Origin of the sequence: Cytobacillus firmus (genome assembly GCF_023715565.1) — a bacterium.
Classification (GTDB): Bacteria; Bacillota; Bacilli; order Bacillales; family Cytobacillaceae; genus Cytobacillus; species Cytobacillus firmus_C.
This window is the reverse complement of record NZ_JAMBOJ010000013.1, coordinates 1-19,679: the sequence shown is the minus strand read 5'-3', so window position 1 is coordinate 19,679 and position 19,679 is coordinate 1. Positions and strand designations below refer to the sequence as shown.

At 41.3% G+C, this 19,679-nt stretch carries 24 protein-coding genes; 9 read left to right on the top strand and 15 right to left on the bottom strand.

All coding sequences use genetic code 11. From position 1 onward, the window contains the following. Positions 1 to 93: 93 nt before the first annotated feature. Complete coding sequence (locus tag M3205_RS07040; protein WP_251169263.1) at positions 94 to 690, top strand: sulfite oxidase-like oxidoreductase; 597 nt, start codon at positions 94 to 96, stop codon at positions 688 to 690. A gap of 258 nt (positions 691 to 948) precedes the next feature. On the opposite strand, the gene M3205_RS07035 is transcribed toward M3205_RS07040, so the two are convergent. The 5 genes from M3205_RS07035 to M3205_RS07015 all read right to left on the bottom strand — a co-directional run bounded on the left by M3205_RS07035 (position 949) and on the right by M3205_RS07015 (position 4,594). Continuing rightward, positions 949 to 1,473 (bottom strand): MerR family transcriptional regulator, encoded by a 525-nt coding sequence (locus tag M3205_RS07035; RefSeq protein WP_251169262.1) that lies wholly within the window; start codon positions 1,471 to 1,473, stop codon positions 949 to 951. Positions 1,474 to 1,503: 30 nt separating this feature from the next. After that, a complete protein-coding gene (locus tag M3205_RS07030) occupies positions 1,504 to 2,082 on the bottom strand; it encodes a phosphatase PAP2 family protein (protein ID WP_251169261.1) in 579 nt (192 codons plus the stop codon). Positions 2,083 to 2,399: 317 nt separating this feature from the next. Then, entirely contained in the window at positions 2,400 to 3,428 is a 1,029-nt protein-coding gene (locus M3205_RS07025) for an alpha/beta fold hydrolase (protein WP_251169260.1), read from the bottom strand. Further along, positions 3,429 to 3,785 (bottom strand): hypothetical protein, encoded by a 357-nt coding sequence (locus M3205_RS07020; protein ID WP_251169259.1) that lies wholly within the window; start codon positions 3,783 to 3,785, stop codon positions 3,429 to 3,431. It abuts the gene before it with no gap. A gap of 35 nt (positions 3,786 to 3,820) precedes the next feature. Continuing rightward, entirely contained in the window at positions 3,821 to 4,594 is a 774-nt protein-coding gene (locus M3205_RS07015) for an SDR family oxidoreductase (protein ID WP_251169258.1), read from the bottom strand. Between the two features lie 176 nt (positions 4,595 to 4,770). Between M3205_RS07015 and M3205_RS07010 the strand changes: the two genes are divergently transcribed. Continuing rightward, positions 4,771 to 5,013 carry a hypothetical protein gene (locus M3205_RS07010; protein ID WP_251169257.1) on the top strand — a complete coding sequence of 81 codons (243 nt, stop codon included), beginning with the start codon at positions 4,771 to 4,773 and terminating at the stop codon, positions 5,011 to 5,013. 54 nt (positions 5,014 to 5,067) lie between these two features. On the opposite strand, the gene M3205_RS07005 is transcribed toward M3205_RS07010, so the two are convergent. Next, positions 5,068 to 6,477, bottom strand: coding sequence for an alanine/glycine:cation symporter family protein (locus M3205_RS07005; protein WP_251169256.1), 1,410 nt, complete (start codon positions 6,475 to 6,477; stop codon positions 5,068 to 5,070). A 289-nt stretch (positions 6,478 to 6,766) separates the two neighbouring features. Here M3205_RS07005 and M3205_RS07000 point away from each other — a divergent pair, with 289 nt between their 5' ends. The 3 genes from M3205_RS07000 to M3205_RS06990 all read left to right on the top strand — a co-directional run bounded on the left by M3205_RS07000 (position 6,767) and on the right by M3205_RS06990 (position 9,776). Beyond that, positions 6,767 to 8,008, top strand: a complete 1,242-nt coding sequence (locus M3205_RS07000) for a PucR family transcriptional regulator (protein WP_251169255.1) — start codon at positions 6,767 to 6,769, stop codon at positions 8,006 to 8,008. A gap of 117 nt (positions 8,009 to 8,125) precedes the next feature. Next, on the top strand, positions 8,126 to 9,256 hold the full coding sequence (gene ald, locus M3205_RS06995) for an alanine dehydrogenase (RefSeq protein WP_251169254.1): 1,131 nt from the start codon (positions 8,126 to 8,128) through the stop codon (positions 9,254 to 9,256). Between the two features lie 268 nt (positions 9,257 to 9,524). After that, the gene (locus tag M3205_RS06990; protein WP_251169253.1) at positions 9,525 to 9,776 is read left to right on the top strand and encodes a hypothetical protein; all 252 of its coding nucleotides are present in this window, start codon (positions 9,525 to 9,527) and stop codon (positions 9,774 to 9,776) included. 152 nt (positions 9,777 to 9,928) lie between these two features. Here the strand turns inward: M3205_RS06990 and M3205_RS06985 are convergent, their stop codons facing one another. Next, positions 9,929 to 10,345: a hypothetical protein gene (locus M3205_RS06985; RefSeq protein ID WP_251169252.1), complete on the bottom strand. Its 417-nt coding sequence runs from the start codon at positions 10,343 to 10,345 to the stop codon at positions 9,929 to 9,931. A gap of 232 nt (positions 10,346 to 10,577) precedes the next feature. On the opposite strand from M3205_RS06985, the gene M3205_RS06980 reads away from it, so the two are divergent. Together M3205_RS06980 and M3205_RS06975 are read left to right on the top strand one after the other, a co-directional pair. Next, the gene (locus tag M3205_RS06980; RefSeq protein WP_251169251.1) at positions 10,578 to 11,201 is read left to right on the top strand and encodes a DedA family protein; all 624 of its coding nucleotides are present in this window, start codon (positions 10,578 to 10,580) and stop codon (positions 11,199 to 11,201) included. A 207-nt stretch (positions 11,202 to 11,408) separates the two neighbouring features. Next, on the top strand, positions 11,409 to 12,056 hold the full coding sequence (locus M3205_RS06975) for a phosphoribosylanthranilate isomerase (protein ID WP_396105299.1): 648 nt from the start codon (positions 11,409 to 11,411) through the stop codon (positions 12,054 to 12,056). 210 nt (positions 12,057 to 12,266) lie between these two features. Here the strand turns inward: M3205_RS06975 and M3205_RS06970 are convergent, their stop codons facing one another. Beyond that, a complete protein-coding gene (locus tag M3205_RS06970; RefSeq protein WP_048012007.1) occupies positions 12,267 to 12,449 on the bottom strand; it encodes a hypothetical protein in 183 nt (60 codons plus the stop codon). A 106-nt stretch (positions 12,450 to 12,555) separates the two neighbouring features. Between M3205_RS06970 and M3205_RS06965 the strand changes: the two genes are divergently transcribed. Continuing rightward, positions 12,556 to 12,939, top strand: coding sequence for a hotdog fold thioesterase (locus M3205_RS06965; protein WP_251169250.1), 384 nt, complete (start codon positions 12,556 to 12,558; stop codon positions 12,937 to 12,939). Between the two features lie 48 nt (positions 12,940 to 12,987). Here the strand turns inward: M3205_RS06965 and mnhG are convergent, their stop codons facing one another. The 7 genes from mnhG to M3205_RS06930 are packed head-to-tail and all read right to left on the bottom strand — an operon-like array spanning position 12,988 to position 18,729. Then, on the bottom strand, positions 12,988 to 13,344 hold the full coding sequence (mnhG, locus tag M3205_RS06960; protein ID WP_251169249.1) for a monovalent cation/H(+) antiporter subunit G: 357 nt from the start codon (positions 13,342 to 13,344) through the stop codon (positions 12,988 to 12,990). Further along, positions 13,328 to 13,612: a Na(+)/H(+) antiporter subunit F1 gene (locus tag M3205_RS06955; protein ID WP_251169248.1), complete on the bottom strand. Its 285-nt coding sequence runs from the start codon at positions 13,610 to 13,612 to the stop codon at positions 13,328 to 13,330. Before M3205_RS06955 ends, mnhG begins: the two co-directional genes overlap by 17 nt. After that, positions 13,612 to 14,088: a Na+/H+ antiporter subunit E gene (locus tag M3205_RS06950; protein ID WP_251169247.1), complete on the bottom strand. Its 477-nt coding sequence runs from the start codon at positions 14,086 to 14,088 to the stop codon at positions 13,612 to 13,614. The genes M3205_RS06955 and M3205_RS06950 overlap by 1 nt, the downstream gene beginning before the upstream one ends. 2 nt (positions 14,089 to 14,090) lie before the next feature. Beyond that, positions 14,091 to 15,584, bottom strand: a complete 1,494-nt coding sequence (locus tag M3205_RS06945; RefSeq protein ID WP_251169246.1) for a Na+/H+ antiporter subunit D — start codon at positions 15,582 to 15,584, stop codon at positions 14,091 to 14,093. Beyond that, complete coding sequence (locus tag M3205_RS06940; protein ID WP_251169245.1) at positions 15,577 to 15,918, bottom strand: Na(+)/H(+) antiporter subunit C; 342 nt, start codon at positions 15,916 to 15,918, stop codon at positions 15,577 to 15,579. The genes M3205_RS06945 and M3205_RS06940 overlap by 8 nt, the downstream gene beginning before the upstream one ends. Beyond that, positions 15,918 to 16,340 carry a Na(+)/H(+) antiporter subunit B gene (locus M3205_RS06935; RefSeq protein WP_251169244.1) on the bottom strand — a complete coding sequence of 141 codons (423 nt, stop codon included), beginning with the start codon at positions 16,338 to 16,340 and terminating at the stop codon, positions 15,918 to 15,920. Before M3205_RS06935 ends, M3205_RS06940 begins: the two co-directional genes overlap by 1 nt. Further along, positions 16,327 to 18,729 (bottom strand): Na+/H+ antiporter subunit A, encoded by a 2,403-nt coding sequence (locus M3205_RS06930; RefSeq protein ID WP_251169243.1) that lies wholly within the window; start codon positions 18,727 to 18,729, stop codon positions 16,327 to 16,329. The genes M3205_RS06935 and M3205_RS06930 overlap by 14 nt, the downstream gene beginning before the upstream one ends. 451 nt (positions 18,730 to 19,180) lie before the next feature. On the opposite strand from M3205_RS06930, the gene M3205_RS06925 reads away from it, so the two are divergent. Beyond that, entirely contained in the window at positions 19,181 to 19,399 is a 219-nt protein-coding gene (locus M3205_RS06925; RefSeq protein ID WP_251169242.1) for a hypothetical protein, read from the top strand. Positions 19,400 to 19,679 lie beyond the last annotated feature (280 nt).

Below are 19,679 nucleotides of genomic sequence, written 5' to 3'. Positions count from 1 at the left end.
TCGTAAGCAGCTTCCTGAATGGGAGCTGCTTTCTTATTGTTATAAGCCATTAATGTAGGGTACGATAAAGAAAAACGATCGGAGGTGGCTATAATGTATTTTGGGAAAATCAGAAAACAGACCTCAAGCCGGGTACCGCCAAATCAAAACGTTACGACTGCCTTCCCTGTACTTCATTACGGAAATGTTCCGTACTATAAAGATATGAAGGACTGGAATCTGCATATATTTGGGGAAGTGAAAAAGGAATTATCCTTATCGTATGAGGAGGTAATGAACCTGCCTCAGACACTGTACAAAAATGATATCCACTGTGTCACGGGCTGGTCAAAGTTTGATAATGCCTGGGAGGGAGTCTCAGCTGCAGAGATAGCCAGGCAGGCAGGCGTAAAAGAAGCAGCACAATTTGTGATACTTCATGCGGAAGAAGGCTGGACCACGAACCTTCCCCTTCAAGATTTTCTAAAAAGCACCAGCCTGCTGGCACATACCCATAACGGCGAGGCCCTTACTCCCGAGCATGGATTTCCGCTGCGGGCCGTTATTCCGCATCTGTATTTCTGGAAAAGTGCAAAGTGGATTAGGGGCATCGAGTTCTCTCAAACCGACAAGCCCGGTTTTTGGGAGAAAAACGGCTATCACAACTATGGAGACCCTTTTCGTGAACAACGGTTCAGCTGGGATGATTAATAAGAGTAGGCTTTTTTCGCAAAGTTTGTTGCTACTTGAATTATATTTACTGATTTGATTGTAGAGGAAGGTGCGAAATCCTCGAAAATGCTATCGCATTTTCTTTGTGCGGTGTTTAATCAAGGAAGCTTAATCAACGTCCTGCGGGAGCAGCGGGACAGGTGAGACCCCACAGACGCGTAGCGTCGAGGATGCTCAGAGCCCGTCCCTCGGTTCGCTGAGCATCCTGGAGCTGCAATCAACGGGCAAAATTTCTTATTAAAATCCGAACAGCATTGTGAAAATATTTCTCTTTTTTAATTTCTTTCTCGGCTTCTCCTGATCAAAAACCAGAAGGGTATCAGGAGGGATGTCCCGATTTCTAACAGCTGTCCTGGCTTCGAGAGCGTCAATTCTTTTAAGCAGTCGTGCATTTTCCTTTTGCAGTTCCTCTATTTCGCTGCGGTGCTGAAGCAGCTGATAAGACACCACATCATCTGCTTTTCCGTTCAGCCGTTTCTCAAGTTCGCTGATCTTCAGATATATTTTCTCCATGACCGGAGCAGCAGCAGTTTCGCTATGGACCGCACCTTTTCTCGGCTTTTTTCCCTTTACAGTAACATCCTGCAATATAATCCCTTGATTAAGCTGATCCTGCACCTGTTTTAGCAGGCTAATGTCTTCTTCCGTAAATAAGTAATGACCCAATTCATTTCGTTCCGTCCGGAGTTCCAGTTGTTTCACCCATCGCTGAATAGTGCTTGGTGAAACCCCTAATAATTTGGCAGCAGCACTCGTATTCATACTGATCCCCTCCCATTTTCACAATGAATTCTATCCGTTTAACGTGAAATCCTTCCCGGATGACAAAACAAGTTTTCTTTCGCCAAAGAAAGTGCGGATTTTACATTTTTTAATTTCTGGTTTTGAAAGCCTTTCTGTGAACCAGCCTATAGTTCCGCCAATAAGAGCTCCACCAATAACATCGGAAGGGTAGTGGTGGCCTGCCCAGATGCGGGCGAAGCCAGTGCATGCTGAAACCCACAGCAAAATGCGCCCTATAAATCGGTTTCCGTAAAAAATGACACTAGAAGCAGCAAACGACACAGCTGTATGCTTGCTTGGAAAGCTTGAATCTCTTTTGGCTGGAATCAATATGCCAACCTTGTGTTTTATGTAGGGACGGGGCCTGAAATAACAAGCTTTTAGAACCTTAGTTACAAAGGTTGCAACCAGAGAAGCTGCAGTAGCTTTTCTTGCGGCTGTTCTGGAAGGTCTTTTGGACAGCCACATGTATGCGAGTACATATAAAAATAAATACTTTGCCCTATTTGATATAAGGATCATTAAAAAATCCATAAATGCCATACGTCCTGATAAACGGTTGATAGCCTTGAAAATCCTTAAGTCCATTATTTATCTCCTTCTGCTCTTGTCATTGTCAGATGCCTGCTTAAGGCTCTCCAGCGATTGCCTATTGTTCATTTGCTTATTATTTGCAGCTAAGCATGTAAAAACACTATTCGGGCTAACACAAAAAATAAAACCATGCAGAAATTGCATGGTCTTAAAACTAAGCAGAAAATAAGTCTCTAAACACAAATGAAGCAAAACCCATATAAGCACTAATGGTGTAGTCTTTTATTATATGATTCGGATAATTCCATGAAACCATCAAGTTACCTCCTTTAAATGTTGAATCCCCTGCAGAGGCAGGGGAATTAAAAATTTTATATTTGTCCTGATCTTGCTGACAGCCATTTGTCCATATAGTCAGGAATTTTTCCTTCTGAAGTAAGGTTGGCATGCCCGCCCTGAAGCAGATGAAAAGTTTTATCAGCACTGGACACGAGGTCCATGATCGGAAGTATCTGCTCTTTTGGAACAAGACGGTCATTATCTGAAGCGACAGCAAGCAAATTAGCTTCAATATTACTGAGCGCGGCATTATTATCTCCAATCGTTAATGTACCGTTCACAAGCTTATTGTCTTTTAATAGATCCAGGTGAATTTGCTTCAGTGCAGCCCCGGCAAATGGAATATGGCCATTGGTCCAATGGTTGAATCGCTTCCAGCGGGATGCATATGCTTCATCATCAGCCCTGGCCAGAAGCGATAAATATGGAGAGTAATAAAGGGGAGAAGTAAATAGCCGCATACCTGATTTAATGGCAAAGGCGGGGATAAGTCCCCATGCATCAAAAGTAGTTTCCAGGCTGCCGTCTCCATTCCGCAGTTCATCTGCCCATTTATCAAAAACCGGTACAATGCTGAAATCAACTGGTGCAACAGACAATATTAAGTTTTTGACTGGTTCATCCGCAATGGCCGCATAAATGGCTGCAAAGGTTCCTCCCAGGCAAAAGCCCATTACACTTATTTCGTCTGCCCCTGAGTGATATAAAGCTCTTTTTACCCCCTTCTGGATGTATTCAGTAATATAATCTTCCATCGTGATGTCTTTATCCTCATAGCCTGGAATCCCGAAATCCAGCAAATAGACATCATATCCGCTGTTAACCAAAGCTTCGATTAAACTATTCTGAGGTCCTAAGTCCAGAATAGTGGGCTGGTTTACTAGTGAATAAACAAGGAAAACGGGAATACTGTATTTTTTGCTGGCAGGGGCATAATGCCAGAGAGTTGCCTTATTTCTTTTCCAGACTGTAGTCCTTGGAGTTACATTGATCTCCGGAGCGGGCTGTAAAATAGTATTTAAAAATCCAAGCAGTTTTTTGGAAGCTGTGTTTTGTTCCATTTATTTTTCCGCGCTTTCAGCAGGGCTGCCAAGTGCTTTTTTTAAGTCCTCAATTGATCTGGCCAAAGCGATGACTTTTTCGTCAATCTGATCCATTTTTTCTTCAGCCTGCACAGTCAGTTTTGCTGCATTTGCCACGTCGGTTTTGGTAGGGAAATTAAGAGGAATGGATAGTGTCTCAATGGCGTCCCGGAGTTTTTTCATGCTTGCTGCAGTCACCTCTGAGCGGGTGACTAGGTTTTTGAAAATATCTTCTTTGTTAATAGAGTTCTGAATAGATTCATTCAGTTCTCTTTCCACTTTCGTCCCTAATTTTTTTATTGCCTGCAATAGGGCTTCTGTATGGTTAATAGACATAAATTTTCTCCTTTCTTTGAAGTTAGCTGTGAAACTTAAAGGGATACAGTCATTCCTCCATCTACGACTAATACCTGTCCTGTAACGAAATCAGACGCTTTGGATGATAAAAAGACAGCTGCTCCTTTTAAGTCATGTTCATTTCCAAATCTTCCGGCAGGAATCTTTTTGAGAATAACTGAACTCGATTTTTCAAGAACTTTTGTAATTTTGGTAGGGAAGAAGCCTGGAGCAATAGCGTTTACTTGAATGCCTGCAGGAGCCAATTTTACAGCTAAATCCTTTGTAAATGCGATGACTGCTCCTTTACTTGTACTGTAAGCCACTGCATCAAGAAATGCCGAGTGGGTGCCCCTCATTCCATTTACAGATGAAATATTAATGATTTTGCCGCTCCCCTGCTTCGTCATCACTTTTGCGGCAGCCTGTGAAAATAAAAACAGCCCTTTTAAGTTTACATTCATGACTTTGTCCCATTTATCAGCAGGCAGATCTAGAAAAGGTGCAACCCAGGATGTACCGCTATTATTTATGAGGATATCGATGCTTCCAAATGTCTCCAGGGTCTTTTGGATGACCATTTGAATGTCTTCTTCATTGGTGATGTCACATTCGATAGCCAGAGCCTTAACTCCCTTTGCTTCTAGGTTCTTTTTGACATGCTCACATGCTTCAATTCGGCGTGAGCAGATGACAACATTTGCTCCTGCTTCCCCAAGCGCATTTGCCATTTGCTCTCCGAGTCCGCGACCTCCTCCAGTGACAATGGCTGTTTTATTGCCTAAATGAAATAACTCTTTCAATTCCAACGTTATCCCTCCCTTATTTGTTAGTAATAAGCAATCTTGAAATTAAAAAAGACTTCGATATAGTATAGACAAGTTCACCTCATGTGGTGCTAAAATTGTATATTTGCCTTGTCCCAAAAATGTATAAGAAAGACAAAAACAGAAAAGGATGGATAACAGATGGGGGAGGAAAAAAGGTGGAAAGAGAGCATATCGAGGAGCTTTTTGAAGAAAGCGGATATCCCGGTTTAAACAGCAGGCTAGCCTATAAAGTCTGGATGACAGGGGTGTGGGATGAAGAGGATGAAGACAAAATAGAAGCGTTTATAGATGCTTATTCTTTTGAAAAAGAAGGAATATTCACTGGAGAATTTCTTTACCACTACCGGATATTTACCTATATTTATGAGAGAAATGAACTGCCGTTATTTCCGTTTTAGGATACTAAAACAAAGACAAACACAGATCAGGGACCTGTGTTTGTCTTTCATATATTAGCTAGCCTTATTTAACTGCTTATTGGCAACTTTATAGTGGTTTTCAAAGAATTCATTAGTATCTTTAACAACCACTTTGCTTAATAGTATTAATGCAACTAAGTTAGGAATCATCATTAATGCATTTGCCATATCCGCGAAGGCCCAAACAGTTGTTAAATTGGCAACCGCACCGATGCCAGTCGCGAAAATATAAATGGCACGGTAGCCCATAATTCCTTTTGTGCCAACAAGGTATTCAAAGCATTTTTCACCATATACATACCAGCCGACAATCGTCGAGAAGCCGAAGAAGATAACAGAGAATGCAACGATATATTCACCAGCTGTTCCCAGAACATAGGAAAAGGCTGCACTTGTTAATGCCCCGCCGTCAAGGCTGCCGTCATGCGCAACACCAGAGATCAATCCGCCTGTTGTGTCCCAGAAACCAGTCATGATAAGGACCAGACCTGTCATCGTACAAACTACAATTGTAACAATGAAAGTACCCGTCATCGCAACAAGAGCCTGTTTTACAGGATGGTCAGTCTTTGCGTTTCCTGCAATAAGCGCTGCTGTACCAAGACCGGCTTCATTAGAGAAGATACCCCTTGAAACACCATTCTTGATTGCTTCGGATACGACAACACCGACAAAGCCGCCTGTTGCTGCTACCGGATTGAAGGCATAGTAGAAGATTGTCTGGAATCCAGGAATGATTTGATCATAGTTAACAGCGAGTATTATTAATGCCCCGCCGATATAAAGAAAGGCCATAACCGGAACAAAGAATCCTGCAACTGTACTGATGCGCTGAATACCGCCAAAGATAATTAAGGCAGCCAATACAGCAAGAATAACACCTGTAATCCAACTGTTAATCCCAAAAGAAGTATCCATAACAGCGGCAATTGTATTCGATTGAACACTGTTTCCGATGCCCAGTGCTGCAAAAGCTCCAAAGACCGCAAATGCCACTGCAAGCCATTTAAACTTTTTGCCGAGGCCGCGTTCCACATAATACATCGGTCCGCTGGAGTACTCTCCATTGGCATTTTTCACACGGTATTTCATTGCCAATAATGCTTCGGCATATTTGGTTGCCATTCCAAGCAAACCAACAATCCACATCCAGAAGATAGCTCCTGGTCCACCGAGTGTAATTGCAGTGGCAACACCTGCGATATTACCATTACCAATGGTTGCTGCTAGCGCAGTCATTAGAGCCTTGAAGTTACTGACATCTCCTTCAGCATCGGATGTAGCCTGTCCTTCTTTTGTAAATCCTAATTTAAACGCATATATCAGCCTCCTGAATTGAAGGCCCTTCAGCATGAATGTTAAAAGAACACCCGTACCAAAAAGCAAAATCAAACTTGGTGTGCCCCAGAGCACCCCGTTAATTTTATTAAGCGTTTCTAGCATAAAATCATCGCCTCCCAGATGTTAACGCTTTCAAAACCTGTAAATCAAACTATTAAAATATGATTTTTTTTTGTGAACATGTCCCATTGTAAAATTATCTGAATATAACTTCAAGGTAAAATAAAAAAGTAAAACTATTGGCAATTTTATAAAATTGGTGACAGGCACCGCCCGAATTTTGTCGAATGGACTGGCGGCTTTGGTAGAGTACAGGGAGGGACCTGAGGTATAATATAATAGGATAGAGAAAGTACAGATTAAAGAAGTTTTACGATTGGGTGATAATAAAATGGAAAAAGATCCGTTTAAGAGGGCATTTAGTGATCTGGAGGAACTGGTAGATAAGATCCGCGATGTCCTGGAATGCCCTGTTACGATAGAAGATGTTAATCATCGCTTACTGGCATACAGTACACATGATGACCAGACAGATACCGCGAGAATCGCTACAATCATCAGCAGAAAGGTTCCTGAGAAGGTGATTAATCGTTTATGGAAGGATCGTGTGATTCCCCAGCTGATGCAAAGCGGCGAACCGCTTAGAATCCCTGAAATAAATGAGATAGGACTGGGAAATCGGGTAGCCATTTCAATACGCAATCATAATGAGGTGTTGGGCTACATCTGGGCAGTTGAAGAAGAAGCCGCTTTAACAGAAAGCAAGCTGAATATGCTAAAGCTGGCTGCGCAGTCTGCAAGAACGGAAATGCTAAGATTAAATGCCCAAAAGAAAAAAAGAGCTGAGGGCTACCGGGACTTTTTCTGGGAACTGCTAACCGGCCGTTTCCATACCCGTGATGAAATCTCAGAAAGATTTGAGGATTTAAGCATAAAACCGCCATCCCCATTTGCTGTGCTAGCCTTTAGGTTTAAAGAAGAAATTACCTCTAAAATAGAGCAAAAGATCATCTATCTGATCACGACAAGCCAAAAGGTTCATATAACCTTTCATGCAGCAATGGGGAACGAATTCGTAATTTTAGCAGTGCCGCCTGAACCTGCTCTAGCTGAAAATACGTTTATCGAATTCATCGAGTTTTTCATTGATCAAATGAAAACACGTTTTGGCATCGATCATATTACCGGGGCAACAGGAACAACTTATCAGCACTTTGAAAAAGTGGAAAAAAGCTATCAGGAGGCATTGCAGGTTCTGCGTCTGAAAGAACAATTTCCGGATGAGATCCATCATATTTATAGCTATCAGCAGCTTGGCATTTTCCGCTACCTTGATGCCATCCTTAAAAAGAAACGGCAGGAACAATATGAGCACCCTGCTATTGAAAAGATTATTAAATATGACCTTGAGCACCGGACTAATCTTCTCACTACTCTTGAAGCCTTCATCGATCATGACAGCAATGTGAATGAAACAGCTAAAAAGCTGCATATTCATATGAATACACTGAATTACCGATTAAAGAGGATATCTGATATTGGGAAAGTTGACCTGAAGAATACGAATACAAAACTTTCTTTATATCTTGAACTTAAAATCCGGAGAATGGAAAAGAAGAGCCCTCATTTGTAGATTTCCACAAATGGAGGCTCTTTTATTTTACCGATTCCACAATGACAGCGCTTTACTAAAATTATTATACTAATAATAGTAAATATCATTATTGATAGATTGAAAGGGGATTTTTCCATGATTATTGGAGTACCTAAAGAGATTAAAAATAACGAAAATCGTGTTGCTGCGACACCAGCAAGCGTTGACGCATTAGTAAAGTTCGGACATAAAGTATTAGTAGAAATCGACGCAGGAATTGGAAGCGGTTTCACAAATGAAGATTATACTGAGGTAGGAGCCGTTATTGTAGATACTGCTGCAGAAGCATGGGCAGCTGAAATGGTTATGAAGGTTAAAGAGCCGCTTCCATCCGAGTATGGTTATTTCCGTGAAGGCTTGGTTCTTTTCACATACCTTCACCTTGCTGCAGAGCCTGAGCTTGCAAAAGCATTAACTGAAAAAGGTGTTACAGCGATTGCTTATGAAACAGTAGAAGTAAACCGCACATTGCCTCTTCTTACTCCAATGAGTGAAGTTGCAGGACGCATGTCTGCTCAAATAGGAGCTCAATTCCTTCAGAAGACGAATGGCGGAATGGGAATTCTTCTTGCAGGTGTTCCAGGAGTGTCACGCGGAAAAGTTACCATTGTTGGCGGCGGTGTGGTTGGAATCAACGCAGCGAAAATGGCAATCGGACTTGGCGCACAAGTTACAATCATCGACTTAAGCCCAGAGCGTCTGCGCCAGCTTGACGATATCTTCGGAAACAGCATCCAAACGTTAATGTCTAATCCTTTCAACATTGCAGAAGCTGTAAAAGATGCTGACCTGGTAATTGGTGCGGTTCTTATCCCGGGAGCGAAAGCGCCTAAGCTTGTAACAGAAGAAATGATTAAAACAATGAAGCCTGGTTCAGTAGTTGTTGACGTAGCGATTGACCAGGGTGGTATTTTCGAAACTGTTGATCACATTACAACTCATGACAACCCAACATATGATAAGCATGGTGTTGTTCACTATGCTGTTGCAAACATGCCTGGTGCAGTTCCAAGAACATCTACAATTGCTCTTACAAACGTTACAATCAACTATGCTCTGCAAATTGCAAACAAAGGTGTTGTAAAAGCGATTGAAGACAATGCAGCACTAAAACTTGGTGTAAACGTTTTAAACGGAAGCATCACATACCCAGCGGTTGCTAAAGACCTTGGCTATGAGTATGTATCTGTAGAAGATGCATTTGCTAAAGTAAAAGCAGCTAACTAATATACCCAAAAATCCCCTTGGCTAAAGGCTAAGGGGATTTTGTTTGTCCGAAAGGCCTTCCGCTTTTCCATGTGTCTAGCTCCAGGCGCCATCGGCTCGAGGTCATAAGCCAATCCGTCCAAAAGGATAAAGAGCATCCTTTTAGCCGGCTCGTCTTATGCTTGTCGCCGATAAGCGGGCGCCTTCCGCTTTTCCGGGAGCCCACTCAAAATAAGGACATTTGCATATTAAATAGAGAAGGGATTGAAAATGAGGGAGGTTACCCTGCATGTATTATTATCGAGGTCCATATAGAAACGGGAACGAAAGGTTCTTCTTTTTAGGAGCTCCTTTTGTCGGCGGCTTGCTTGGCGGTTTCCTGGGAGGCGGGCTGGGAGCAGCTTTATTTGCTCCACGTCCATTTTACGGCCCACCACCGCCTCCACCGCCTTTTTATGGCCCGCCAGGAGCACCATACACTCCTTACGGCGGTGGCGGATACCCTGGCTACGGCCCATATGGAAACCCATATTATCGTTGAACACGCGAAAAGCTCTCTTGATTGAGAGCTTTTTTAATGGATAGAACATATAAAATCGACCAAGGTGATTAGCTCTGTGGAAGAGTGTCTGCGCCTAGCTCCAGCGCCTACCCCCTCGAGGTGTCGGGGGGGAGGCGCTTCCGCTTTTGTCTTTACATCCATCTCAGTTTCAGCGTTAAATCACAGCACTTCTCTGGATCATCTTTGTCTGATTCGAAATGAAGTCTTAGCCCGTCGGGTGTATAGACAACAGAAGGGACCCGCGAGATGCCTGTCGATTTCAGCAGATTTTCGACTGCCGCCTTGTTGGACTGCTGGGCCGCTGACATCAGTTCAAATGAAAACTTTTTTGACTCTGCCATATTTACAAGCAAAGTGCCGGCATCTCTCATGAGGACCTCCATTTTTTTTGCAGAGCTCATAAACATTTGGGGATCCACAGCAGGCAATGTCCTGTAAAAATGAACAGGGTGATAATAAGTCTGATAGGCCTGCGGATAATTCCAGCAGTTTTGCTGCTGAGGATGATATCCGGGCTTTGGGTAGCGAAAAGAATAATAGGGGTACATCCGGTTCAGCCCCTTTCGATTAATAATAAATGCACGCAATCCCAATATATGAAACCATGGCTTTTCCTATGAAGGAACAAAATTGTTTCACCAAAAGTTAGGCATAAGAGGTGGATAGGAAGAGAATATTCTAAAAGGATTGATATTATTAGAAAAGGGGTAAAAGAAGAGAGTGAAGAATATATTAGTGTGGTAAATAATTATGCCAGCATACATAGAGAGGAGACTCCGAATGGAACTGGAACTGGTTTTAGAAATCATTGAAAATAACGGATATTTGGGGCTGTTTCTCTGGCTATGGGTAGGAGTTTTTATTTTTCCTGTGCCAAATGAGTTGATTGTTATGACTGTTGGACTTTCCTCCTCTTTAAAAACGCTTCACCCTGTGCTTGCATTCATGGTCAGTTATCTTGGCATTTTGGCGGCGTTGACAACCTGTTATACCATCGGGCGTTTGATTGGAAGACCTTTGCTAAAGTACTTTCATAAAAGCAAAAGGATGTCTAAAACGATTGATTCTTCATTAAAGCTAATAGAAAAATATCATGCCTTTTCCCTCTCCTTCAGTTATTTTGTTCCGGGTATCCGAAACTTCCTTCCCTTTTTATACGGCTTCAGTAAATTGCCATTTAAAAAATTTGCTATGTTTGCATACAGCGGTGCACTGATTTGGCTGTCTTTAGCTTTTACAATCGGTTATATATTTGGAGATCATATTGATGTCATCATCAAACATGAAAAAGAAATACTGATCGGTCTGGCAGGCTTTGCTGCGATTTTCCTCGTTTTCCGCATTGCCAGGAGAAAACGCGGGAAGGAACAGGAGAAGCTGCAAGACCAGGGGCTGGGACTATAATATAAAAAGGCAGCCTGATGCTAACGGGTTCTGTTTTCGAGTACAAAACTTCAAATAACACATCAAAGGGAGTGCCAAATCGCATTGATTTCGCTACTCCTTTTTTCTTTATTTAACGGTAATTATCCATAACAAACTAATCAATTGGTACTACAAAAAGCACCCTAAAAAGAAGATGACAGAACTTTCTGTTCTTCAAAATTTTTGGTGTCATTTGCAATACTTTTTAAGTTACCAAAAAAACCTCTGAACTGGAAATATGGTATTGTAAAGAGACAAAATCTTCAATTAAAGGGAAGGTTAGTAATAAAAAATTGCGGTAAAACTGAGAAAAAAATGGAGGAGCAAATGGATAATCACAAGTTTAATGAGTTTATGAAAATTGCAAAAAAACTAAATGATATTGAAATTATCCCATTGTTAATGGGTTCGGTTGGTTTAGAGGTCATTACAGGAAAGAGTTGGGATGCACAAGACTTAGATATTCATATACCTGGTGATAAAAGAGGGTGGGAAGTACCACCTGAATTAAATATACATAACTGGAATGAAATAGTGACCATTATGAACACAATGGAATATAGTTTGGTTGATTTGCACGAACACGAGTTCTCTAAAGAAGGATTATCAGTTGAGTTTGGTATTATTGACACTTTACCAAGTTTCGCAGGAGTACAATTAGAGAATTTAGAAATGCAACAAATGGGAGAGGTAAAGTATTATTTACTAAATCCTGAGCAATATTTAAGTGTTTACGAATCTTCATCCAAGGATAGTTATCGAGCAGATAACAATAATAATAAAGATATTAGAAAAATAGATTTCTTAAAAAGTATGTTGAACAAAATACCATAAAAAAAGGTCGGTCAGTGGTTTCAGCCGCTGACCATTTTTGTGCGTTTTATATTGATTTTTTTTGCACGAAATAGACAACCTTTTCGTCTGATAATTACCTGTTTGTACTTCAAAACCGAACCCGTTAGCCTGATGCTGCCTTTTTATATGTCTAGCTCCATTGTCTGCCTCGCGATGTCGGGGTATGCAAGGTGCATGCGCTTTTCTAACTTAGTACTGATTGCGGTGCTCTACCAGGTCGATGGCTCCAAGTACAATATGGGCCAGCCCAAATCCAACAATAGTATCTGATAACATATTGTTTGTTCTGCGGTTTTGTTTCATTGCATAGCCTGCCGCAGTAACAGCGGTGCCGAGAACAGCTGGAATTAATCCTTCGCGTACACGATCCATGGCGGTCACCTCTTTTTTGTGATTGTCCAGGAGGACATCCATAGTTTGTTCTTATATAATAAAGTATAGTATGACAACATTTTACATAGCGAAAGGGGATTGGGGAATGGAATTGAAAGGTACTCTAATCGAAACACTCGGAATGGAAATCGTGTCACTTGAAAAAGGCCGTGTCGTTGCCACTATGCCTGTTGATGAACGCACTCGCCAGCCATTTGGCCTCCTGCATGGAGGAGCATCTGTCGCCCTTGCGGAAACTGTTGCAAGCATAGGAGCATTTGAACTTTGCGACAAAGAAACGGAATCCGTTGCTGGGCTTGAGATCAATGCTAACCATATTCGTGCTAAAAAAGATGGAATCGTGACGGCTGTCGCAACCGTGCTGCATCATGGAAGAACAACAATGGTTTGGGATATCAAAATAACGGATGAAAATGACAAGCTGGTGTGCACATCAAGATGTACTATGGCAGTCATCAAAAGAAAATAAATATACAAAAAACCCACGGAGAGAAAAAGTTCTCCGTGGGTTTTCTTTTTATTTATTTTCTTTTGCTTTTGAGACATTCTTCAAGTCGTCCCTGACGCTTTGGTCCCATAGCTTGACTCCGGAATTATATGCTGCCCGCCCAAGTAAATGCCCAGCAATGGGAGAAGTCAAGAATATAAAAATAATCCCCAAAACGACTCTTGAATTAAAATAACCATCCTTAAAATAAAAGAAAAGCAATGTTCCCAAAAGAACACATAATACACCAAGTGTTGCAGACTTTGAAGCAGCATGGTTTCTCGTATAAACATCAGGCAGCCTGATAACACCGAAAGCTGCAACAAGGCTAAAGAAGGCTCCTAACAGAATAAACACGATAATAAAGAAATTAGCGATCTCTGTCATGTTCTATGATAACCCCCTTCTCCAAATATTTAGAGAAGGCCACAGTCCCGATGAAAGCGAGTATTCCAAGCAAAAGGATGACCTCCAAAAAGGCATTTGTATTAAGTGTAATGGAGGTTAGTGCTACGATGGCAACCAAGTTGATCCCGATTGCATCCAAAGCTACAACCCTGTCAGGAGTAGTTGGGCCTTTGATCACCCTGTAAATTAAAGCCAGTGTGGCGACCGATATACACAGAATGGCTATCATTACAACTGTCTTGATCATTATCGGCTCACCTCCATGATTGCTTTTTCGAATGAATTTTTGATGGAATCAATTTCGTCCTGGATTTCACCCATATCCATTGCATGCACGTACAATATTTTATTGTCGTCGGAAACAGAAATGGTCAAGGTTCCCGGAGTTAATGTAATCAGGTTAGCTAGAATGGTGATTTGCCAATCTTTTTCTAAATCGGTAGGGAATGCAAAAATGCCTGGCTTCATGTCCAGCTTCGGTTTAAGAACAACTTTTAACACTGATATGTTCGCGAGAATCAGCTCTTTAATAAAAATCAGCAATAAGTTGATCACTGCTATTACGCGCAGGAGATAAAAGCGTGATTGAAAGAACCTCCTGAAGACGAAAATAATGAGCAGTCCGAAAAGAAACCCTTTCAAAAAAGCTACCGGATCATAGGTTGTGGTTAAGAACATCCACATAAAACCAAGGAACATATTTAATAAAATTTGAAATGCCATAATCAGTACTCCTTTAAGACTGCGTCTATATAAATGCCTGGGTTTGCAAGCGTTTCAGCAGCCTGAGAGATATACGGATATACGAATTCAGAGCCGACTCCGTAAAAGACGGCAATAGCAACAAGAATTACAGGAGCAGCCATCATCCTCTTAACTGATACTTTATCAGCTCCTTCATAATCACGAGATGTTCCCCAAAAACCATTAATAAATATCTTCATAATGGAGAATAGGACAAGAAGACTGGACATCAAGACGATCCCTGCACCCCAGTAGTGCTCAGACTCGAATCCCCCTTTAATAATTAAGAGCTTGCCGACAAAGCCGCTCAGCGGAGGAATACCGGCTAGCGAAAGTGCGGCAAGGAAAAAGGTCCAGCCTAAACCGGGATAGCGTTTTATTAACCCGCTAATTTTCCTAAGATCACTCGTTCCAGTTATAGCTGCCATAATACCAACAAGTAAAAATAGTGCTGCTTTGACGTTCATATCGTGTATCAGGTAAAATATTGCGCCAATAAGTGAATCTTGGGTCATAGCTGAAATGCCAAAGAGAATAACTCCAACAGCTACTATGATATTGTAAATGACAATTTTCTTAATATCCCAATAAGCAATTGCTCCAATTATACCCAAAATGATACTAATAACAGCTAAAATGGTTAAAAGCTGTTGAATCAAGCCTCCATCCTGATAAAAGAATAAAGTATATGTTCTGGCTATTGAGTATACACCCACTTTAGTGAGCAGGGCTCCGAATAGTGCAAGAACCGGTGCGGGCGGTGCATAATATGATCCAGGTAGCCAGAAGAACAGAGGGAAAATAGCCCCTTTCAGGCCAAAGACGATCAAAAATAGTACAGCAATTACTGTAATGATGCCAGGCTGTCCCAGTTCACTGATCTCATTGATCCGAACAGAAATATGGGCCATGTTGAGCGTTCCGACAACGGAATATAAGTATGCTACGGCAATTACAAATAAAGCTGAGGAGATGACATTCACGAGCAAATATTTTATGGATTCCCTCAGCTGGATCTTTGTGCCCCCTATTACGATCAGCACATAGGAAGACATAAGCATGACTTCGAAAAATACGAAAAGGTTGAAAATATCACCAGTTGTAAATGCTCCATTTACGCCAACGATCAAAAAATTCACCGCTGCGTAGAAATAGAACTTTTCCCTATCTTCGTCTATTCCGCGAAATGAATAGATTACACATGCCAATGCAATGATACTGGTCGTTAATACAAGCAAGGCGGAGAGCATATCGGAAACAAGTGTAATTCCGAAAGGAGCGTCCCAATTAGATAAATTCAATGTCTGGATCCCATCGTTATTAACCTTTTTTACTAATAACACTGATACTATTACAGTTATCAACGCTGAAAGGCCTGCAATCAACCTTTGCAGCATAATATGCTTGGCAGCGAAGATTAGAAGGACTCCCGTTACTAAGGGAATTAAAATGGGCAGTATTAAAAAGTTAATCATTTCCTTCATTTCCTCTCAATTTGTCCATATTGTCTGTACCAAGTTCCTGATAAGCCCGGTATGCCAATACTAGGAAAAAGGCAGTTACACCAAATGCGATGACAATTGCAGTTAAAATTAAAGCTTGCGGAAGCGGATCTGAATAGGAGCTTGCAGATTCACCAAGAAGTGGTGCGGCACCTCTTTTCAGGCCTCCCATTGTTAAAATAAGCAAATGGGCACCATGGCTTAATATTGCAGTTCCAATAATGATGCGCAACAAGCTCTTTGACAGCATCAAATAGGTGGCTGACATAAAAAGAATTCCAACAATAACGGATATTAATATTTCCATTAGTCATCCTCCCCTATCGTTTTGATTATGATCATTGTCACACCTACAACAACGAGGAAAACACCGAGATCAAACAATGCTGCGGTATGAAGTGACAAGTGTCCCAGGATTGGGAGGTCTACATCTGTAAATGCATGGGTTAGAAATGGAACGTTGAAGAGCAGCGCGCCTGCTCCTGTTCCAATTGCAAATAGCAGACCAGCTGCAATCATATACATGTAATTAACAGGCAGAATTTTTTCAACTGTCTTCATATCAAAGGCCAGCAAGAGTAAAATGATTGCCCCTGATGTTAGCAGGCCGCCAACGAAACCGCCACCTGGAGTATAGTGTCCTGCAAAGAAAATATATACTGAGAAAAGAACGATGAGAAACAAAACAACTTTAGTGGCTGTCTGCAGTATGACGTCATTTGTTTTCATTTTTCTTTCCTCCTCCCAGACGAAGCTTGATCATTCCGAATATGCCTAGCGCAGCAATAGCGAGAACTGTGATTTCAAACATCGTATCAAAACCGCGGAAATCCACGAGAATAACATTTACCATGTTTTTGCCGGCAGCTTTTTCATAAGTATTGTCAATATAGTACTGTGAAATAGAATCAAATAGTTTATTGCTGTGAGCTGAAAAAGCGATTAGCGTAATGACCAGCCCTACTCCAATGGAAATGACTGCATTAGTTGCTTTAAACGGCATCCTCTCTTCATCTTTAATCTGTGGCAGATGGTAAAAGCACAGCAGGAATAAAGCAACTGAAATCGTTTCAATGACAAGCTGTGTTAAAGCCAAATCCGGCGCACGGAAGAGAACAAAGAATAGCGCTACCGTATAACCGACGGCACCTAATAAAATAATGGACGTCAACCTTGATTTCACAAACATAATCGTAATGGCTCCAATGGCGATCACGAGAGCAAGCACAATTTCTGAGAATCTGATGGCAGAAACATTACTCGCATCAAATTTAAATGCACCCTTTAGGAATAGGACAGACAGCAATGTAATAATAAAGAATGTAAAAATATAAACTAAATAGTTTCTGATGGAACCATTCATGTACCACTTAGTAAATTTGTGTGCGACATGCTGAATGCCTGACAGGCCACTGTCATAGAAACGATTCAGAGCCAATTTCTCAGGTAAGAAATCATATACTCTTCTCCACTTCGGCAGAGTGACAAAAAGCAGAATTCCCAATGTAATAACACCTAAAGTCATGAACAGTTCAGGTGTAAATCCATGCCAGAAATAAATATGAGTATCATACACATACCCTTCAACAGGCATGATGGCTGCCTGTGCAGGGGAGATCAGCGTGTTTGCAATAATATTAGGGAAGAAACCGATAATAATCACTAGTGAAGCCAGGATAATGGGTGAAATCAGCATCCCGATTGGAGCTTCATGAGGTTTCTTTTCTAATTGCTCAGGCTGAAACTTGCCTGTGAACGTTTTGAATACAAGAATCATGCTGTAAATGAACGTGAATACACTTGCCACCCAGGCAAGAACCGGGAATAGAAATCCCCATGTATCCAAATTGAAAATATCCATTTCCAAAACCCGGACCATTCCTGTAAAGAACATTTCCTTACTTAGGAATCCATTAAAAGGCGGAAGGCCGGCCATGGAAAATGTGCCGATGACCGCCAAAGTAAAGGTGATCGGCATAAAGTTCATCAGACCGCCAAGCTTGCGGATATCCCGGGTTCCGGTTTCATGGTCGACAATTCCGGCTACCATGAAAAGACTTCCTTTGAAGGTGGCATGGTTGATCAAATGAAAAACAGCAGCTGTAGTGGCAACCGTAAAATAACTGTCATCCACTGTTTCGAAGTGAAGTGCTGCAGCACCGATGCCAAGAAGGGACATGATCATCCCCAGCTGGCTGACGGTTGAGAAAGCCAGGATGGCTTTAAGGTCAGTCTGCTTGACAGCTGAAAAGGAACCCCAGAATAAGGTTGTAATGCCGAATCCTGCTATGAGCCAGAGCCAGAGCGAATGCTCAGCGAATACAGGACTCATACGTGCTACTAAATAAATGCCGGCTTTAACCATCGTTGCCGAGTGCAGGTATGCACTGACGGGAGTTGGAGCTTCCATGGCATCCGGCAGCCAGATATGAAATGGAAATTGCGCGGACTTGGTAAAAGCCCCAATCAAAAAGCAAAGCAGAGCAGGAACAAATAATGAATGTGAAAATATTTCATCTGATCCAGCGATAATTTCTGAAATGCTGAAAGTGCCTGTCATCAAGTAAAGAAGGATGATGCCTCCGAGCATAGAAAGACCGCCGAAAACGGTGATGATCATCGACTTCTGTGCACCATATCTTGATTTCTCTCTGTGGTACCAATATCCGATTAGCAGGAATGAAGAAAAACTCGTGAATTCCCAGAAAGTATAAAGCACAATCAGGTTATCAGATAGGACAACCCCAAGCATTGCTCCCATAAACAAAAGCAAGTACACATAGAAGGTGTTCAGTTGTTCTTTATTTTTATCAAGGTAATAGATGGAATACAGAACAACCAATGATCCTATTCCGGAAATCAGCAATGCAAAAAGCAAGCCGAGGCCATCTACTTTTGCCGCGAAATCAATCCCCAGAGCGGGTATCCACGAAAAAGACTTTGTGACTGACTGCTGATCGGAGGTGATGGATAAATAAGAAATAAAATAACTGAATAAAAGGATTGGCAGAGGAAGTACAAACCAACCCGTATGTATCTGCCTGAACAGCTTGTACGCAATAGGCACAAGGATGGCAAGCAAAAATGGTGAAATTATTGCCAGGTGAAGCAAAGACAAAACATTACCCCCTTTAAATTAATTGCGAGTTATTCAACAGATAATCCTATCAGGCGGCTTGATGAAGCCGCTATATGGCATCAAACGGTTAAGGATGGATATTTGGAATAATGTATTTTTCTTCCGCAGAATGTATAATCTTTTTCTGCAATTAGTAAGCGCTTAATAAAAGGTTTTCCATCTTCCCCCATCTTATCCAGCCTGGGTAGGCATGTCAGTCGTGCCATATTCATCATTACTATCCGTTCATGCACCTCAGAACAAATTATAACCTAAAAAGAAAGTCTGTGCATTCTTCGAACCCTTATCAGTAAAGGATTTATCCATTCTTATTAAATAGGTAGAAACCCGAATGCATCAGGAAAAATTTTTTTGAAAAAATATATCTTAGAAAGCACATTTGTATAAAAAATCATTCTTTCAAACACACTACTAACAGGTGGTGTTATGCATGATTAAACATAAAATTTCAGCAGCCATTACAATCTTTGCTCTGCTTTTTGCAGGCGCCTGGATATTGGACCACCAAACCAAAAGGGAATTTTATATTCCTGCAGACGATGAAGTGGTCGATTTATTACCCGCAGATCATAAAATGGAAGCTGGAAATGAACAAAAGCTAAGGGTATTTGAGCCTAGGGAATATGTGAGAATACAGACAGCATCATAAGAAAGAGGCTGGGACAAAACCCACCTCTGAAATGAAAAAGCCGGTGACATTTTACGACGAGTAAAATGTCACCGGCTTTGATTGTTTTTGAGAAAAATAAGGACCACTTCTGATATAATTAAGTTACCATACCAAATCAAATCAGAAAGAAGAGTCCTTATGTTTAAAAATTATAACATGAATCAATTAGTTCTGCCTTTGGATTGTGAGGTAAATATACAAAAAAATGATATTGCCTTTCATGTCCATCACTTAGTTGAAAGTATTCCTCAAGAAGCCT

Coding starts and splice junctions, on each gene's coding strand:
- M3205_RS07040 (WP_251169263.1), top strand. CDS start 94: ATGTATTTTGGGAAAATCAGAAAACAGACCTCAAGCCGGGTACCGCCA.
- M3205_RS07035 (WP_251169262.1), bottom strand. CDS start 1,473: ATGAATACGAGTGCTGCTGCCAAATTATTAGGGGTTTCACCAAGCACT.
- M3205_RS07030 (WP_251169261.1), bottom strand. CDS start 2,082: ATGGACTTAAGGATTTTCAAGGCTATCAACCGTTTATCAGGACGTATG.
- M3205_RS07025 (WP_251169260.1), bottom strand. CDS start 3,428: ATGGAACAAAACACAGCTTCCAAAAAACTGCTTGGATTTTTAAATACT.
- M3205_RS07020 (WP_251169259.1), bottom strand. CDS start 3,785: ATGTCTATTAACCATACAGAAGCCCTATTGCAGGCAATAAAAAAATTA.
- M3205_RS07005 (WP_251169256.1), bottom strand. CDS start 6,477: ATGCTAGAAACGCTTAATAAAATTAACGGGGTGCTCTGGGGCACACCA.
- M3205_RS07000 (WP_251169255.1), top strand. CDS start 6,767: ATGGAAAAAGATCCGTTTAAGAGGGCATTTAGTGATCTGGAGGAACTG.
- ald (WP_251169254.1), top strand. CDS start 8,126: ATGATTATTGGAGTACCTAAAGAGATTAAAAATAACGAAAATCGTGTT.
- M3205_RS06990 (WP_251169253.1), top strand. CDS start 9,525: ATGTATTATTATCGAGGTCCATATAGAAACGGGAACGAAAGGTTCTTC.
- M3205_RS06985 (WP_251169252.1), bottom strand. CDS start 10,345: ATGTACCCCTATTATTCTTTTCGCTACCCAAAGCCCGGATATCATCCT.
- M3205_RS06980 (WP_251169251.1), top strand. CDS start 10,578: ATGGAACTGGAACTGGTTTTAGAAATCATTGAAAATAACGGATATTTG.
- M3205_RS06970 (WP_048012007.1), bottom strand. CDS start 12,449: ATGGATCGTGTACGCGAAGGATTAATTCCAGCTGTTCTCGGCACCGCT.
- M3205_RS06965 (WP_251169250.1), top strand. CDS start 12,556: ATGGAATTGAAAGGTACTCTAATCGAAACACTCGGAATGGAAATCGTG.
- mnhG (WP_251169249.1), bottom strand. CDS start 13,344: ATGACAGAGATCGCTAATTTCTTTATTATCGTGTTTATTCTGTTAGGA.
- M3205_RS06955 (WP_251169248.1), bottom strand. CDS start 13,612: ATGATCAAGACAGTTGTAATGATAGCCATTCTGTGTATATCGGTCGCC.
- M3205_RS06950 (WP_251169247.1), bottom strand. CDS start 14,088: ATGGCATTTCAAATTTTATTAAATATGTTCCTTGGTTTTATGTGGATG.
- M3205_RS06945 (WP_251169246.1), bottom strand. CDS start 15,584: ATGATTAACTTTTTAATACTGCCCATTTTAATTCCCTTAGTAACGGGA.
- M3205_RS06940 (WP_251169245.1), bottom strand. CDS start 15,918: ATGGAAATATTAATATCCGTTATTGTTGGAATTCTTTTTATGTCAGCC.
- M3205_RS06935 (WP_251169244.1), bottom strand. CDS start 16,340: ATGAAAACAAATGACGTCATACTGCAGACAGCCACTAAAGTTGTTTTG.
- M3205_RS06925 (WP_251169242.1), top strand. CDS start 19,181: ATGATTAAACATAAAATTTCAGCAGCCATTACAATCTTTGCTCTGCTT.